Consider the following 14,251-nt stretch of genomic DNA (forward strand, 5'->3'; position numbering starts at 1 on the left):
TAGTTGGGGGTCTCCCCCTGTGAGAGTAAGACGTCGCTGGGCACCTGAAAGAAGTCGTTACCGATTCCGGTAACGGCTTTTTTTGTATGACAAAACATCTCCAGTTATAAAAAACTGGCTGAAGCGCTAAACTTATGGGAATTCACCATTTTATAATGCCGCAAAATAGCTTATACCTTATTGCTGTAACCAGCCAGTCCATATGGTCAAAACTCAAATGCTGATCTTTGAGATCTCCGATCCGACAACAAGCGGGATGGGAAATTCAACTTATTGAGAAAGTCGCTGCACTGCCATTTTGTTGCAAGTGGATGTGTTCTTATTAGTAGTTAAGTCTCTATTTGACGTATAACGAGAAAAAGAAGAAATCAGACCTTCAAAATGCGTGTTTTCGACTTAGCTTACTTCTCTCAGTCCAGTGGTATCAGCTCGTATAGCTCTTCCGCTTTACTCTTTCACTTAGTCGCCGTCTCCTGCTGCATGCAACAAAGCAGTTATGCAGTGGGTTTGGAGAAGTGTCCTTACATCACATTCGGAAACGGAGGGGGCTGAGAGTCTATGGAGAGAGAAACGACTGAAAAGGTATGAATGCGAGTCCATGTTAAGCATCATAAACCTGTACATAGGAATAGTTGAAATCCTCGTAGAATGAATAACATATTTTTCGTGTTTACACTGAATTCAATACTCCAGATGGCTGCTAAGCTTTCTCGTAGCTATTGTTTCAACTACTCCAGCAGAAGTAATCTCTCTGCGCTTCAGATCTTGAGTGAAGTAAGTTTATCAGACTTCATACAGCGTTGGATAACTAAGATTCCTTTGTAGCAGCGCAGTTGAGACTAGTGAGAGGTAATTAGCTGAACCAACCACGTATAAAACGTGCGGTTCCTTCGGATAGAATTACTCCCTACTTGTTCATATCTGATCCGGCTTAAAGCCGGATCAGATATGAACAAGTCCAGACTGTCGAGAAACTGATAACAAGCCGTGGGTTTCCGAAGCTTACCGTTCGCTTTCCGCGGGCTCGCGTCCAAGCCTCCTCAGTCACGCTGTTCCCTGCGGGGTCTCGGCCGTCTCGCTTTCTCGCTAGAGTCGAACGGACGCTTCTCCAACCCACTTAGTAAAGACTCACTTTTTGAATGCAGCGGAAGGCAGCGACTCCTACGGGAACAGCGGCGGAGCAAAGCGACAGAGCGACACGAGCTAGAGCCACTAGACTGAGCAGAGCGAGGGAAGCGGCAGAAACCGTGCCCGTGGAATGCATCCGGCTGAAGCGAAATGGATGTGTGATGCCCTTTTTCAACAAGCTTTACTTGTTGCCGTTAGAACTTTGTCATTTATGTTTCTCTTCGCCAGCTTTATCCTCCTCTTCATTTTTCGATTCTAAGAAAGGAATAGATAAACTTCCTATTAATCAGCAACTAGCTTAGGGCGGGTATGTATATAAGCTAAATGTTAAAGGAGTATTCTTCGGTTCATGCTCATTTCTTGTTTGCTCTTATGCGGCTCAATTGGGTTAAATAGCGTGATTGAAAATTTAACTTGCACAAAACTATTCACTATGGGATAAACGCTATTTTTCAAAGAAGTTCATCCACTTTTTTTATTGATTCGATGTATAAAATAATTCTCCCGTCTGTAAACTGGTTCAAAATCTATTAAAGAAATTTGGATAATTGAATAGATTTCCATACGCAGTAAGACTTTTCAAGTTTTTCGTTCTTGCATTCTTTTGAAATTTCCCCTAATATGAAAACTAATTCTTGTAGGAAACTGAAAGATTGAAAGGGTGTAGAGATTGGATGTGAATCCGTGGCTTATGGTATTGATCATATTTTCGATCAATATCGTTTACGTAACATTTTTTACCGTGCGGATGATTATGACATTAAAAGGCTATCGCTATTTGGCTGCCGTTGTCAGTATGGTGGAAGTCGTCATCTATATAGTAGGACTTGGATTGGTTCTTGATAATCTTGACCAAATCCAAAACCTCATTGCTTATGCATTAGGATACGGGTCTGGCGTTATCATTGGTTCCAAAATTGAAGAGAAGATGGCTTTAGGCTACATTACAGTAAATGTCATCACCAGTGAGGCTGGGGAATATTTGCCGAAGCAGCTTCGGGAAAGAGGCTACGGCGTTACGGATTGGAATGCCAATGGCCGCGATGGCGGGCGGCAGTCGATGCAAATTTTGACTCCCCGAAAAATGGAAATGAAATTGTACAAGGCCATCCAGGAAATTGATCCAAAGGCTTTTATCATCGCGTATGAACCCAAAACGATCCATGGCGGATTTTGGGTAAAGACAGTGAAAAGGGGCAATTTGTTTAAATGAGTAAAAATACCACATGGTTCGAAGTTGAGGAACATGAATCCATCTCCCAATGCTTGGAGCGAATGAAAGAACAGGGCTATGCAGCGGTTGGCCGAAAAGAAGAGCCTTTATTTGAAGAAATAAATGGCCAGCCGGTGCCGATCAGGCAAATTGTTAAATTTAAAGGGACTAAACTGGAAGAATAACAAAATATCCCTTTTAAAACCGAACGATTGAAAATATGAATAACCTATTGTTCGACTTTATCATTGACGGACTTTAAAGAGCTTGTTATGATAAACAAGGATACCCCATATATGCAGAAGAATTGGCTTCTGCGTCTCTACCAGGACACCGTAATGTCTGGACTATGCGGGAAAGCAACTTAAGTGGGTCGTAAAACGAAGGATGGGCTTTTCTGCGCCATCATCCATGAATTCGTTTCATTTACAGTCCTTAAGTAAACTGCTTTTCACGTTATGTGAGCAGTTTACTTAAGGGCTTTTTATTTTTTAAAGGAGAGTGTAATCGATGAATCCGCGAATTGGCATCATTATGGGAAGTACGAGTGATTGGGAAACAATGAAACATGCGTGTGATGTATTGGATGAATTGGGATTGGCCTATGAAAAGAAAGTGGTTTCAGCACATCGGACACCGGATTTGATGTTCAGCTATGCCGAACAGGCACGTGAGCGAGGACTTCATGTCATCGTTGCGGGAGCAGGCGGAGCCGCGCATTTGCCGGGCATGGTAGCAGCAAAGACCACATTGCCGGTTATCGGTGTACCTATTCAATCCAAAGCGTTAAACGGCTTGGATTCCTTGTTATCCATCGTTCAGATGCCAGGCGGTGTTCCAGTGGCGACTGTGGCCATTGGCAAAGCAGGCGCAGTGAATGCAGGCCTGCTGGCAGCGCAAATACTGGGGACAGTCGATGAAGCAGCGGCACAAGCATTACAGGACAGACGGGACCGGACAGCGGCTGCCGTTATAGAAAGTTCAGGTGACTTGATATGACAAAAACCATTTTGCCGGGCCAAACCATTGGGATTATCGGTGGTGGACAGTTAGGACGCATGATGGCTTTGGCAGCAAAAGAAGCCGGATTCAAAATTGCCGTGCTTGATCCGGGAATGGATTCGCCAACAGGTCAAGTGGCAGACATCCAAATTGTTGCTCCTTTCAATGATCAGCATGCGCTGGAAGAATTGGCAGAAGTGAGCGATGTCATCACGTATGAGTTTGAAAACATCGATGTTGAGGGATTGACGAAGCTCGCAGAAATCGCCTATGTGCCACAAGGAGCCGAATTGATTCGTGTGACACAGGATCGGATTTTTGAGAAGCAAGCCATTTCAGAGGCTGGTGCAACGGTGGCTGACTACATAACGGCTGCTACATTTAACGAACTTAAAGAAAAAAGCAGTGGGCTGCCCCTTCCTTTCGTTGTCAAAACGGCACGCGGCGGATATGACGGCAAAGGACAGCAAACGGTTGCTTCTATAGATGAACTGCATTTGGCAGAACCGCTTTTTGAAAATGGTGAATGTGTGGCAGAAGCTTTTGTGAAATTCACGAAAGAAATTTCAGTAATCATTCAGCGCAATGTCCATGGAGAAACAGCTATTTTGCCCATCGGGGAAAATATTCACAAAGATCATATTTTGCATGAAACGATTGTACCGGCTCGAATCGGTAAAGAAACGCTCGTTCAAGCACAGCAAGCAGCTGAAAAAATTGCAGCACATTTAAATATGATTGGCACGCTGGCGGTTGAAATGTTTGTCTTGGAAAATGGCGGCATCATCGTTAATGAGCTGGCTCCGCGTCCGCATAACTCCGGACATTACTCAATCGAAGCCACAAACATCTCGCAGTTTCATCAGCATGTCCGTGCCGTTTGCGGATGGCCGCTGCGACAGCCGAAGCTGTGGTCAGACGCGGTAATGGTCAACATACTGGGCGAACATGTTGCTCCGCTCACTTCGAAAATCGCACAATTTCCGAATTGGTCAATTCATTTATACGGAAAAGACGAAGCGAAGCAGAAACGGAAGATGGGACATGTTACGATATTAACGGAAGACTTAGAGGCAACTTTGAGTGAAATAGACGCATCCGGCATCTGGCCGGAATAATTGGAGGAACTTACTAATGATCGCACGCTACACACGGCCTGAAATGGGCGCAATATGGACAGATGAAAACAAATACAATGCTTGGCTGGAAGTTGAAATTCTGGCATGTGAAGCTTGGGCTGAAATCGGCGATATTCCTAAAGAAGACGTGGCAAAAATCCGCAAGGGCGCTTCTTTTTCAGTAGACCGCATTTTGGAAATCGAAGAAGAAACCCGCCACGATGTGGTAGCTTTCACTAGAGCGGTATCAGAAACATTGGGCGAAGAACGCAAATGGGTTCATTACGGCTTAACCTCAACAGATGTGGTGGACACAGCGCTTTCATACTTGTTAAAGCAAGCTAACGTTATTATCCGTAAAGATTTAACGAACTTCATTGAAATTCTCGCGAACAAAGCGAAAGAACACAAAATGACGGTCATGATGGGCCGTACACACGGTGTCCATGCAGAACCGACGACTTTCGGTTTGAAGCTTGCGTTGTGGCATGAGGAAATGAAACGCAACTTGGAACGTTTTGAAGCAGCGGCGGCTTCCATTGAAACCGGAAAAATGTCCGGTGCAGTTGGAACTTACGCCAACATCGATCCGTTTGTGGAAGCTTATGTCTGCAAAGAGCTGGGACTTGCAGCATCGCCAATTTCCACACAAACCTTGCAGCGCGACCGCCATGCACAGTATTTAAGCGTTCTTGCATTGATCGGTTCATCCATTGAAAAATTCGCTACAGAAATCCGCGGACTGCAAAAATCCGAAACACGTGAAGTGGAAGAATTTTTTGCCAAAGGTCAAAAAGGCTCTTCTGCAATGCCGCATAAACGCAACCCAATCGGTTCTGAAAATATGACAGGGCTTGCCCGTCTGATTCGCGGCTACATGCTGACAGCTTACGAAAACGTTGCCCTTTGGCACGAACGCGATATTTCGCATTCATCTGCTGAGCGCGTGATTTTGCCGGATGCAACCATTGCGCTGAATTACATGTTGAACCGTTTTGGCAATATCGTCAAAAACTTGACAGTGTTCCCTGATAATATGAAACGCAATATGGATTCAACGCTTGGCCTGATTTATTCGCAGCGTGTGCTATTGGCTTTGATCGATAAAGGGATGGCCCGTGAAGCGGCATATGACACAGTTCAGCCGTGTGCAATGGAAGCGTGGGAAAACCAGACGCATTTCCGCAAAATCGTGGAAGCAAATGAAACGATCACTTCTAAGTTATCTAAAGAAGAATTGGATGACTGTTTCGATTACAACCATCACCTGCAGCAAGTGGACATGATTTTCGATCGACTTGGACTAAACTAAACGGGGGCTTTTAAAAATGGAAAAAGGTCAGTTATTGTACGAAGGAAAAGCAAAACGCTTGTATGCAACGGACGAACAGGGAATTTTGTGGGTGGAATATAAAGATTCAGCTACGGCCTTCAACGGTGAAAAGAAAGAGGAAATTACCGGCAAAGGCATTTTGAACAATAAAATCACGTCACTGATTTTCACGAAATTGCAGGAAGCGGGCATTGCTTCTCACTTCATCAAGCAATTGTCTGACCATGAACAATTGGTGCAGAGCGTCAGCATCATTCCATTGGAAGTCGTGGTCCGCAACATTACAGCCGGCAGCATGGCCAAACGCCTCGGGATTGAAGAAGGTGTGGCTATCAGCCGGCCGGTAGTGGAGTTTTATTTGAAAGATGATGAATTAGGCGATCCATTGATCACTGATGAGCACGTCGACATGCTGAACTTGGCAACTGCAGAAGAAGTAGCAGAGCTCAAGCAAAAGGCGCGTGAAATCAATAGCATCCTCATCGGCTTTTTCAAAGAAGTTGGGGTCGATCTGGTGGATTTCAAGATCGAATTTGGCCGCGACACGGACGGCAACATTCTGTTGGCAGACGAGATTTCGCCGGATACGTGCCGGCTTTGGGATATGGAAACAAAACAAAAGCTCGATAAAGACGTATTCCGCCGCAATCTAGGGAACTTGACTGAAGCGTACGAACTCATTTTAACTCGTCTAGGAGGACAACACTCATGAAAAAAGTAAAAATCTATGTAACATTACGTGAAAGTGTATTGGACCCACAAGGTTCTGCAGTTATGGGCTCTCTTCATAAAATGGGCTATGGTGAAGTGGAAGACGTACGAATCGGCAAATACTTGGAATTGGTTATCGCAGACAGCGAACGGGATGTGGATGCATTGGTCAACGAGCTTTGCCATCGACTGTTAGCAAACACGGTAATTGAAGATTACCGGTACGAAATTGAGGAGGTTGTCTCGCAATGAAATTCGCAGTGATTGTTTTCCCCGGCTCCAATTGTGACTTGGATATGTACCACGCGGTCAAGGACGAACTAGGTGAAGAAGCAGAATACGTATGGCATGACTCGAAAGATTTGAGCAGCTACGACGGCATTTTGCTGCCAGGCGGATTTTCTTACGGCGATTACTTGCGCTGCGGCGCGATTGCCCAGTTTTCAGGGGTCATGGACGAAGTGAGAAAAGCAGCAGAAGCAGGAAAACCGGTTCTTGGAATTTGCAATGGCTTCCAAATCTTAACGGAGGCTGGACTATTGCCAGGCGTTCTTTTGCGGAACAAAAACTTGAAGTTCATGTGCCGTACCGTTGGGTTGAAAGTCGAGAACAATAATACGTTGTTCACCAACGAATACGCGCAGGGCCAGGAAATCCAAATTCCAATCGCTCACGGAGAAGGCAATTATTTCTGCGACGATGCAACATACACCCACCTCAAGGAAAACAATCAAATCGTCTTTACGTATGCAGATGATTTTAATGGCAGCCGAAACAATATCGCAGGCATCATCAACGAGCGCGGAAACGTGCTTGGCATGATGCCGCATCCAGAACGCGCGGTGTCCGACTTGATCGGCGGCAAAGATGGATTGGCTTTATTCAGATCAATCGTAAAACAGTGGAGGGAAGCACATGTCAGTCATGCTTGAACCAAATGCTGCTCAGATAAAAGAACAGAAAATTTATCAGCAAATGGGCTTATCGGATGCAGAATTCGCAATGGTCGAAGAGATTTTAGGAAGAACTCCAAACTACACAGAAACCGGGTTGTTTTCGGTCATGTGGTCTGAACACTGTTCTTATAAAAATTCAAAACCGGTCTTGGCTAAGTTTCCGACCAAAGGGGAACGCGTCCTTCAGGGGCCAGGCGAAGGCGCAGGAATTGTAGACATTGGCGACGGACAAGCGGTCGTGTTCAAGATGGAGTCGCATAACCACCCTTCAGCTATCGAACCTTACCAAGGCGCTGCTACTGGCGTTGGCGGAATTATCCGCGATGTTTTCTCGATGGGTGCACGTCCGATTGCATTGCTAAACTCACTGCGTTTTGGTGAATTGACGACTCCACGAGTAAAATACCTATTTGAAGAAGTGGTTGCAGGAATTGCAGGTTACGGAAACTGCATCGGCATTCCAACAGTCGGCGGCGAAGTCCAGTTTGATGAATGCTATGACGGCAACCCATTGGTCAATGCCATGTGCGTCGGGTTGATCAATCATGAAGATATCCAAAAAGGCATTGCAAAAGGCACTGGCAATCCCGTTATGTACGTCGGCGCTAAAACCGGGCGCGACGGCATCCACGGAGCAACCTTCGCTTCAGAGGAATTGACCGACGGCTCTGATAAAAACCGCCCAGCTGTACAAGTAGGCGATCCATTTATGGAGAAGTTGTTATTGGAAGCTTGCCTGGAATTAATCAAATCGGATGCGTTGATCGGTATTCAGGACATGGGTGCGGCCGGATTGACTTCATCTTCAGCTGAAATGGCTTCAAAAGCCGGATCAGGCATCGAAATGGATCTCGACCATATTCCGCAGCGTGAAACTGGCATGACGGCTTACGAAATGATGTTGTCTGAATCCCAGGAGCGCATGCTTATCGTGGTCCAAGCAGGACGTGAACCTGAAATTGTTGAACTGTTTGAGAAATATGGACTGGACGCAGTAACTGTCGGCACTGTGACAGACGATTCGACGCTTCGTTTGAAGCATAAAGGGGAAATTGTCGCAGAAGTGCCGGTTGATGCACTGGCAGAAGATGCACCTGTTTACCACAAGCCATCAGCAGTCCCTGCCTACTATACAGAGTTCCAGCAGTTGGACAATGTTGAACCAAAAATCTCGGATTACACCGAAACCTTGACGGCTTTATTGAAGCAGCCGACTATCGCTTCAAAAGAATGGGTCTACGATCAATACGATCACCAAGTGCGCACAAGTACTGTAGTCAGCCCAGGATCGGATGCAGCAATTGTCCGCGTCCGCGGCACCAACAAAGGCCTTGCCATGACAACAGATTGCAACTCGCGCTATATTTACCTGGATCCGGAAATAGGCGGAAAAATCGCAGTGGCGGAAGCAGCACGCAATGTGGTTGTTTCTGGTGCAAAGCCTCTTGCCATCACCGATTGCCTGAACTTCGGCAATCCGGAAAAACCAGAGATTTTCTGGCAGCTTGAAAAAGCGGCAGACGGCATGTCTGAAGCTTGTACCATCCTGGATTCTCCAGTTATCGGCGGAAACGTCTCGTTATACAATGAAACCAACGGCACCGCCATTTACCCGACGCCGACAATCGGCATGGTCGGTCTTGTTGAAGACCTGTCGCACGTTACGACACAAGATGCCAAGAAACAAGGCGACCTGGTGTATTTGATCGGGGAAAGCTTTACGGAATTCGGCGGCAGCGAACTGCAGAAAATGGTCGAAGGACGCATTTTCGGCAAAGCGCCAGCCATCGATTTGACCGTAGAAGCAAAACGCCAACAGGAAATTCTTTCAGCTATCCAGCAAGGCCTCATCGCATCAGCGCATGACGTAGCAGAAGGCGGCGTTGCCGTGGCATTGGCCGAAAAAACATTCGGCAACGGGTTGGGAATGGACGTTACATTGTCTGGGTCCGCGACAACGGCTTTGTTCAGCGAATCGCAATCTCGCTTTGTTGTAACGGTTAGCCCGGAGAAAGCAGCACAATTTGAACAGCTTGTATCAGACGCCAAGAAAATCGGCCAAGTCACGGGAGACAACTTAGTAATCAACGGTGAAGACGGTACGGCTTGGGTCAACGATTCAGTCGCAACGCTTCGCTCAGCTTGGAAAGGAGCTATCCCATGCTTGCTGAAATCAGAAGCTTAAATGAAGAATGCGGTGTCTTCGGAATATGGGGCCATCCCAATGCGACTCAACTGACCTATTACGGACTGCACGCGCTGCAGCACCGAGGCCAAGAAGGCGCAGGAATTGTATCAACAGACGGAGACGCGCTTCGTGCATTAAAAGGCGAAGGCATGGTCAGTGAAGTGTTCACGCCTGAAAAAATAGAGAATATTGCGGGGCACGCAGCTATTGGCCACGTGCGTTATGCAACAGCAGGAGGCAGCGGCATTGAAAATGTCCAGCCCCTGCTCTTTAATTCAACTACTGGCAGTTTGGCAATTTCCCATAACGGCAATTTGGTTAATGCGACACAGCTAAAAGGCCATTTGGAACGCCAAGGAAGCATTTTTCAAACGACTTCTGATACAGAAGTGCTGGCACATTTGATTAAAAGAAGCGGCTATGCAACGTTTGAAGAGAAAGCGAAAAATGCTTTGTCTTTATTGAAAGGGGCATTTGCCTGCGTCATCTTGACCGAAGAAGCGATGTATATTGCTTTGGATCCGAACGGCTTGCGTCCGCTTTCTCTTGGCAGACTCGGAGATGCGTGGGTAACAGCGTCGGAAACCTGTGCGTTTGATATTGTTGGAGCGGAATTTGTCCGTTCGGTTGAACCGGGTGAATTTCTGATTGTCACAAAAGACGGCATGCGTGCCGAACGGTTTGCTTATCCGGAAGAGCGTTCGATCTGCACCATGGAGTACGTCTATTTTTCCCGTCCAGACTCGGATATCGATGGCATCAACGTTCATACAGCAAGAAAACGGCTTGGTGTGCAGTTAGCAAAAGAAGTGCAGATTGAGGCAGATGTGGTAACCGGCGTTCCGGATTCCAGTATTTCGGCAGCAATCGGCTACTCAGAACAAAGCGGCATTCCGTATGAATTGGGATTGATCAAAAACCGCTATGTGGGACGCACCTTTATCCAGCCTTCCCAGGACCTTCGCGAACAGGGCGTCAAGATGAAACTGTCGCCAGTCCGCCAAGTGGTCAAAGGCAAGCGCGTTATCATGGTGGATGATTCGATCGTCCGCGGCACGACTTCACGGCGCATCGTCAACTTGCTGAAAGAAGCAGGGGCAACGGAAGTGCATGTGGTCATCAGTTCACCGCCCATTAAAAATCCTTGCTTTTACGGCATTGATATCAGCACGGCTGGCGAATTGATCGCTGCCAATAATACAGTGGAAGAAATGCGTGAAATTATCGGTGCAGATTCGCTAACCTTCCTGTCAGTGGACGGCATGGTCCAAAACATTGGACGGACCGATCCAGGCTCGAAATGCGGCCATTGCCTGGCTTGTTTTACAGGCGAATACCCAACCAATATTTATCCAGATACAGTATTGCCGCATGAAAAAGAAAAGGTAAAATAAGGGGGAACCGGTGTGTCAAAAGCATATGAAAAAGCAGGCGTCAATATCGAAGCTGGCTATGAAGCGGTTAACCGCATGAAATCCCATGTGGAACGGACAGCACGCAAAGGAATGCTGGGTGCGTTCGGCGGCTTCGGCGGCATGTTCGATTTGTCTGAGCTGAAGTTGAAAGAACCGGTTCTTGTTTCGGGAACGGATGGCGTGGGCACGAAATTGAAGCTCGCCTTCATGGCAGACCGCCACGATACAATCGGCATCGATTGCGTCGCGATGTGCGTCAATGACATTGTTGCGCAAGGTGCTGAACCTTTGTTTTTCCTGGACTATATCGCAGTCGGCAAAGCGGTTCCTGAAAAGATTGAACAAATTGTCAAAGGCGTTGCGGACGGCTGTGTTCAAGCTGGAGCCGCATTGATTGGCGGGGAAACGGCGGAAATGCCGGGTCTTTACGAAGAGGACGAATACGATATCGCCGGTTTTGCGGTCGGTGCTGCGGAAAAATCCAAAATCGTCACCGGAGAAAAAATCGCAGCGGGCGATGTTCTGATCGGCCTTGCTTCGAGCGGCATCCATTCCAATGGCTATTCGCTCGTGCGCCACATCATCTTTGACCAAAACAATTTGACGCTCGACCAAAAAGTCGAAGGCTACGAAGCACTGGGTCCGATTGGTGATGTTCTGTTGACGCCGACCAAAATATACGCTAAGGCGGTTGCAGCCATCGGCAATGAAACGGCGATTCACGGCATGGCTCATGTAACAGGCGGAGGTTTTATTGAAAACATTCCGCGGATGATGCCGGACGGTTTAGGCGCGGAAATTGCCATTGGCAGCTGGCCGGTACTTGATGTATTCATCTTGTTGAAAGAAAAAGGTGAATTAGGCGACCGTGACCTGTATTCGGTTTTCAATATGGGCATCGGCTTTGTCTTGGCTGTCGCGCCTGAAGATGCGGAGCAGGTCCTGAAAACGGCGCAAGCAAACGGTGAGCAGGCGTTCCAGATTGGCCGCGTTTCCAGCACAGAAGGCGTTCAATTCGAAGGTGAACAGGACGGCACGCTGAATGAATAAACCAAAAATCGCTGTTTTTGCGTCAGGCAACGGCTCTAATTTCCAAGCCATTGCAGACGCCATCGCTGGCGGCAAACTGCAGGCAGAACTGGTGCTTGTTGTAACAGATAAACCGCAAGCCTTTGTCTTGGAGCGTGCGCGCAAGGCACAAGTAGCTGCTTTTGCTTTTGTGCCATCTGAGTTTGAATCCAAACAGCTTTACGAACAGATGCTCAAAGAAAAACTGCTGGAGCAGGGAGTGGAGTGGATCGTATTGGCGGGCTATATGCGCTTGATTGGTCCGGTTCTGCTGGCCGCTTATGAAAACCGCATCGTCAATATCCATCCGTCCGTCTTGCCGGCTTTTCCAGGCAAAGACGCCATTGGCCAGACGCTGGCAGCAGGTGCTGCAGAAGCGGGTGTCACCGTGCATTATGTGGATGCTGGCATGGATACAGGCAGCATCATTACACAGCAGTCGTTTCCCGTTGCGGGACGCGGACGCGAAGAAGTCGAACAACAGATCCATCAGATTGAACATGAATTATATCCTGCAGCTTTGCAGCAATTATTCGACCGGTAATACTGCCGGTCTTAATCTTTAGGAGGACTATTTGTGAAAAAAAGAGCGTTACTCAGCGTATCGGATAAATCAGGGATATTGGAATTTGCACAGGAACTGGAAAAGATGGGCTATGAACTGCTATCAACTGGGGGCACCAAGAAGTTTCTTGAAGAAAATGGAGTCTCTATTACAGCGGTAGATGAAATTACCAAATTCCCAGAAATTTTGGGTGGCCGTGTAAAAACCTTGCACCCGCTTGTTCACGGTGGATTATTGGCTAAGCACGATGATGCCGAACACCAAAGCCAGATGGCTGATAACGGCATTTCACCAATCGATATTGTGTGCGTCAATTTATATCCATTCCGCGAAACCATTGCCAAACCCGATGTATCAGTAGATGATGCCATTGAAAACATCGATATTGGTGGACCAACGATGCTGCGTTCTGCTGCAAAAAATCATGCTTACGTCACGGTCATCGTCGATGCAGCGGACTATCCTGCAGTATTGGCTGAATTACATAATGAAAAGGCAACCACATCTGAAACAAGACGCCGTTTGGCTGCGAAAGTTTTCCGCCATACTGCTGCGTATGATTCGTATATCTCCAATTACTTGACTGACTTGACGGGCGAAGAATACCCGGATCAATTAACGCTTACGTATGAATTGTCCCAAACCCTTCGCTACGGGGAAAACCCTCATCAAAAAGCCGCATTCTACCGCAGCCCGCTCGGATCGGATTTTTCTATTGCCAATGCCAATCAAGTGCATGGCAAAGAATTATCGTATAACAACATCCAGGATGCCAATGCTGCCCTTCAGATCATCAAAGAATTCAAAATGCCGGCAGCTGTTGCTGTTAAACACATGAACCCTTGCGGCGTCGGGACAGGCGAAACGATTGCGGAGGCTTTTGCAAAAGCCTATGAAGCCGACTCGACCTCAATTTTTGGCGGCATTGTCGCCTTGAACCGTGAAGTGGATGCAGAAACTGCCAAGCAATTAGCGACGATTTTCCTGGAAATCATTATCGCTCCAGCCTTTTCCAATGAAGCGATTGAATTGCTGACACAGAAAAAGAACATCCGTCTTTTGACGATTCCATTCGACAGCAAAACTACAGACAAATGGAACACGGTTACCGTTGAAGGCGGCTTGTTGATCCAGCAGCCGGACGTTTTCGGGTATGAGGATGCAGACATTCAGGTTGCGACAGAGCGCCAGCCGACTGCTGATGAACTAGCTGCACTTAAACTGGGGTGGAGTGTCGTCAAACATGTTAAATCAAATGCCATTGTCGTATGCAATTCTGAAATGACTTTGGGCATCGGAGCAGGGCAGATGAACCGTGTGGGATCTGCCAAAATCGCTTTGGAGCAAGCGGGTGAGGCGGCAAAAGGCGCTATCATGGCATCAGATGCATTTTTCCCGATGAACGATACAGTGGAAGCTGCTGCACAAGCAGGTATCAAAGCCATTATCCAGCCAGGCGGTTCCAAGAAAGACCAAGAGTCAATCGACAAAGCGAACGAATATGGAATTGCCATGGTCTTTACGGGCATCCGTCATTTCAAACATTAATCGAGG

At 47.1% G+C, this 14,251-nt stretch carries 13 protein-coding genes and 1 riboswitch; all 13 genes read left to right on the forward strand.

What is annotated here, in order from left to right; translation table 11 throughout:
* The first annotated feature begins 1,819 nt into the window (after positions 1–1,819).
* The 13 genes from AC4EG4_RS17005 to purH all read left to right on the forward strand — a co-directional run bounded on the left by AC4EG4_RS17005 (position 1,820) and on the right by purH (position 14,245).
* Positions 1,820–2,341: a DUF2179 domain-containing protein gene (locus AC4EG4_RS17005; RefSeq protein ID WP_490980051.1), complete on the forward strand. Its 522-nt coding sequence runs from the start codon at positions 1,820–1,822 to the stop codon at positions 2,339–2,341.
* Positions 2,338–2,526: an NETI motif-containing protein gene (locus AC4EG4_RS17010; RefSeq protein WP_490988503.1), complete on the forward strand. Its 189-nt coding sequence runs from the start codon at positions 2,338–2,340 to the stop codon at positions 2,524–2,526. Before AC4EG4_RS17005 ends, AC4EG4_RS17010 begins: the two co-directional genes overlap by 4 nt.
* Positions 2,527–2,611: 85 nt before the next feature.
* A riboswitch (purine riboswitch) is annotated at positions 2,612–2,711 on the forward strand.
* Between the two features lie 140 nt (positions 2,712–2,851).
* Positions 2,852–3,340: a 5-(carboxyamino)imidazole ribonucleotide mutase gene (purE, locus tag AC4EG4_RS17015; RefSeq protein ID WP_490980044.1), complete on the forward strand. Its 489-nt coding sequence runs from the start codon at positions 2,852–2,854 to the stop codon at positions 3,338–3,340.
* The gene (gene purK / locus AC4EG4_RS17020) at positions 3,337–4,461 is read left to right on the forward strand and encodes a 5-(carboxyamino)imidazole ribonucleotide synthase (RefSeq protein WP_490980043.1); all 1,125 of its coding nucleotides are present in this window, start codon (positions 3,337–3,339) and stop codon (positions 4,459–4,461) included. The genes purE and purK overlap by 4 nt, the downstream gene beginning before the upstream one ends.
* Before the next feature lie 16 nt (positions 4,462–4,477).
* A complete protein-coding gene (gene purB, locus AC4EG4_RS17025) occupies positions 4,478–5,773 on the forward strand; it encodes an adenylosuccinate lyase (RefSeq protein WP_490980042.1) in 1,296 nt (431 codons plus the stop codon).
* A gap of 16 nt (positions 5,774–5,789) precedes the next feature.
* On the forward strand, positions 5,790–6,506 hold the full coding sequence (gene purC / locus AC4EG4_RS17030; RefSeq protein WP_490980041.1) for a phosphoribosylaminoimidazolesuccinocarboxamide synthase: 717 nt from the start codon (positions 5,790–5,792) through the stop codon (positions 6,504–6,506).
* Positions 6,503–6,757 carry a phosphoribosylformylglycinamidine synthase subunit PurS gene (purS, locus tag AC4EG4_RS17035; RefSeq protein WP_490980040.1) on the forward strand — a complete coding sequence of 85 codons (255 nt, stop codon included), beginning with the start codon at positions 6,503–6,505 and terminating at the stop codon, positions 6,755–6,757. The genes purC and purS overlap by 4 nt, the downstream gene beginning before the upstream one ends.
* Entirely contained in the window at positions 6,754–7,437 is a 684-nt protein-coding gene (gene purQ / locus AC4EG4_RS17040; RefSeq protein WP_490988504.1) for a phosphoribosylformylglycinamidine synthase subunit PurQ, read from the forward strand. Before purS ends, purQ begins: the two co-directional genes overlap by 4 nt.
* Entirely contained in the window at positions 7,421–9,646 is a 2,226-nt protein-coding gene (gene purL, locus AC4EG4_RS17045) for a phosphoribosylformylglycinamidine synthase subunit PurL (RefSeq protein ID WP_490988505.1), read from the forward strand. Before purQ ends, purL begins: the two co-directional genes overlap by 17 nt.
* A complete protein-coding gene (gene purF, locus AC4EG4_RS17050; RefSeq protein WP_490980037.1) occupies positions 9,622–11,043 on the forward strand; it encodes an amidophosphoribosyltransferase in 1,422 nt (473 codons plus the stop codon). The genes purL and purF overlap by 25 nt, the downstream gene beginning before the upstream one ends.
* Positions 11,044–11,055: 12 nt before the next feature.
* Entirely contained in the window at positions 11,056–12,114 is a 1,059-nt protein-coding gene (gene purM, locus AC4EG4_RS17055; RefSeq protein WP_490988506.1) for a phosphoribosylformylglycinamidine cyclo-ligase, read from the forward strand.
* Positions 12,107–12,676: a phosphoribosylglycinamide formyltransferase gene (gene purN, locus AC4EG4_RS17060; protein WP_490980035.1), complete on the forward strand. Its 570-nt coding sequence runs from the start codon at positions 12,107–12,109 to the stop codon at positions 12,674–12,676. The genes purM and purN overlap by 8 nt, the downstream gene beginning before the upstream one ends.
* A gap of 33 nt (positions 12,677–12,709) precedes the next feature.
* The gene (gene purH / locus AC4EG4_RS17065) at positions 12,710–14,245 is read left to right on the forward strand and encodes a bifunctional phosphoribosylaminoimidazolecarboxamide formyltransferase/IMP cyclohydrolase (RefSeq protein ID WP_490980034.1); all 1,536 of its coding nucleotides are present in this window, start codon (positions 12,710–12,712) and stop codon (positions 14,243–14,245) included.
* Positions 14,246–14,251: the final 6 nt, after the last annotated feature.

Source organism: Planococcus sp. TJ-201, assembly GCF_058268495.1.

Excerpts from the sequence above, each read along its gene's own strand:
- purK (WP_490980043.1), top strand. The coding sequence starts at position 3,337 with ATGACAAAAACCATTTTGCCGGGCCAAACCATTGGGATTATCGGTGGT.
- purQ (WP_490988504.1), top strand. The coding sequence starts at position 6,754 with ATGAAATTCGCAGTGATTGTTTTCCCCGGCTCCAATTGTGACTTGGAT.
- AC4EG4_RS17010 (WP_490988503.1), top strand. The coding sequence starts at position 2,338 with ATGAGTAAAAATACCACATGGTTCGAAGTTGAGGAACATGAATCCATC.
- purF (WP_490980037.1), top strand. The coding sequence starts at position 9,622 with ATGCTTGCTGAAATCAGAAGCTTAAATGAAGAATGCGGTGTCTTCGGA.
- purE (WP_490980044.1), top strand. The coding sequence starts at position 2,852 with ATGAATCCGCGAATTGGCATCATTATGGGAAGTACGAGTGATTGGGAA.
- purS (WP_490980040.1), top strand. The coding sequence starts at position 6,503 with ATGAAAAAAGTAAAAATCTATGTAACATTACGTGAAAGTGTATTGGAC.
- purN (WP_490980035.1), top strand. The coding sequence starts at position 12,107 with ATGAATAAACCAAAAATCGCTGTTTTTGCGTCAGGCAACGGCTCTAAT.
- purB (WP_490980042.1), top strand. The coding sequence starts at position 4,478 with ATGATCGCACGCTACACACGGCCTGAAATGGGCGCAATATGGACAGAT.
- AC4EG4_RS17005 (WP_490980051.1), top strand. The coding sequence starts at position 1,820 with ATGGTATTGATCATATTTTCGATCAATATCGTTTACGTAACATTTTTT.
- purC (WP_490980041.1), top strand. The coding sequence starts at position 5,790 with ATGGAAAAAGGTCAGTTATTGTACGAAGGAAAAGCAAAACGCTTGTAT.
- purL (WP_490988505.1), top strand. The coding sequence starts at position 7,421 with ATGTCAGTCATGCTTGAACCAAATGCTGCTCAGATAAAAGAACAGAAA.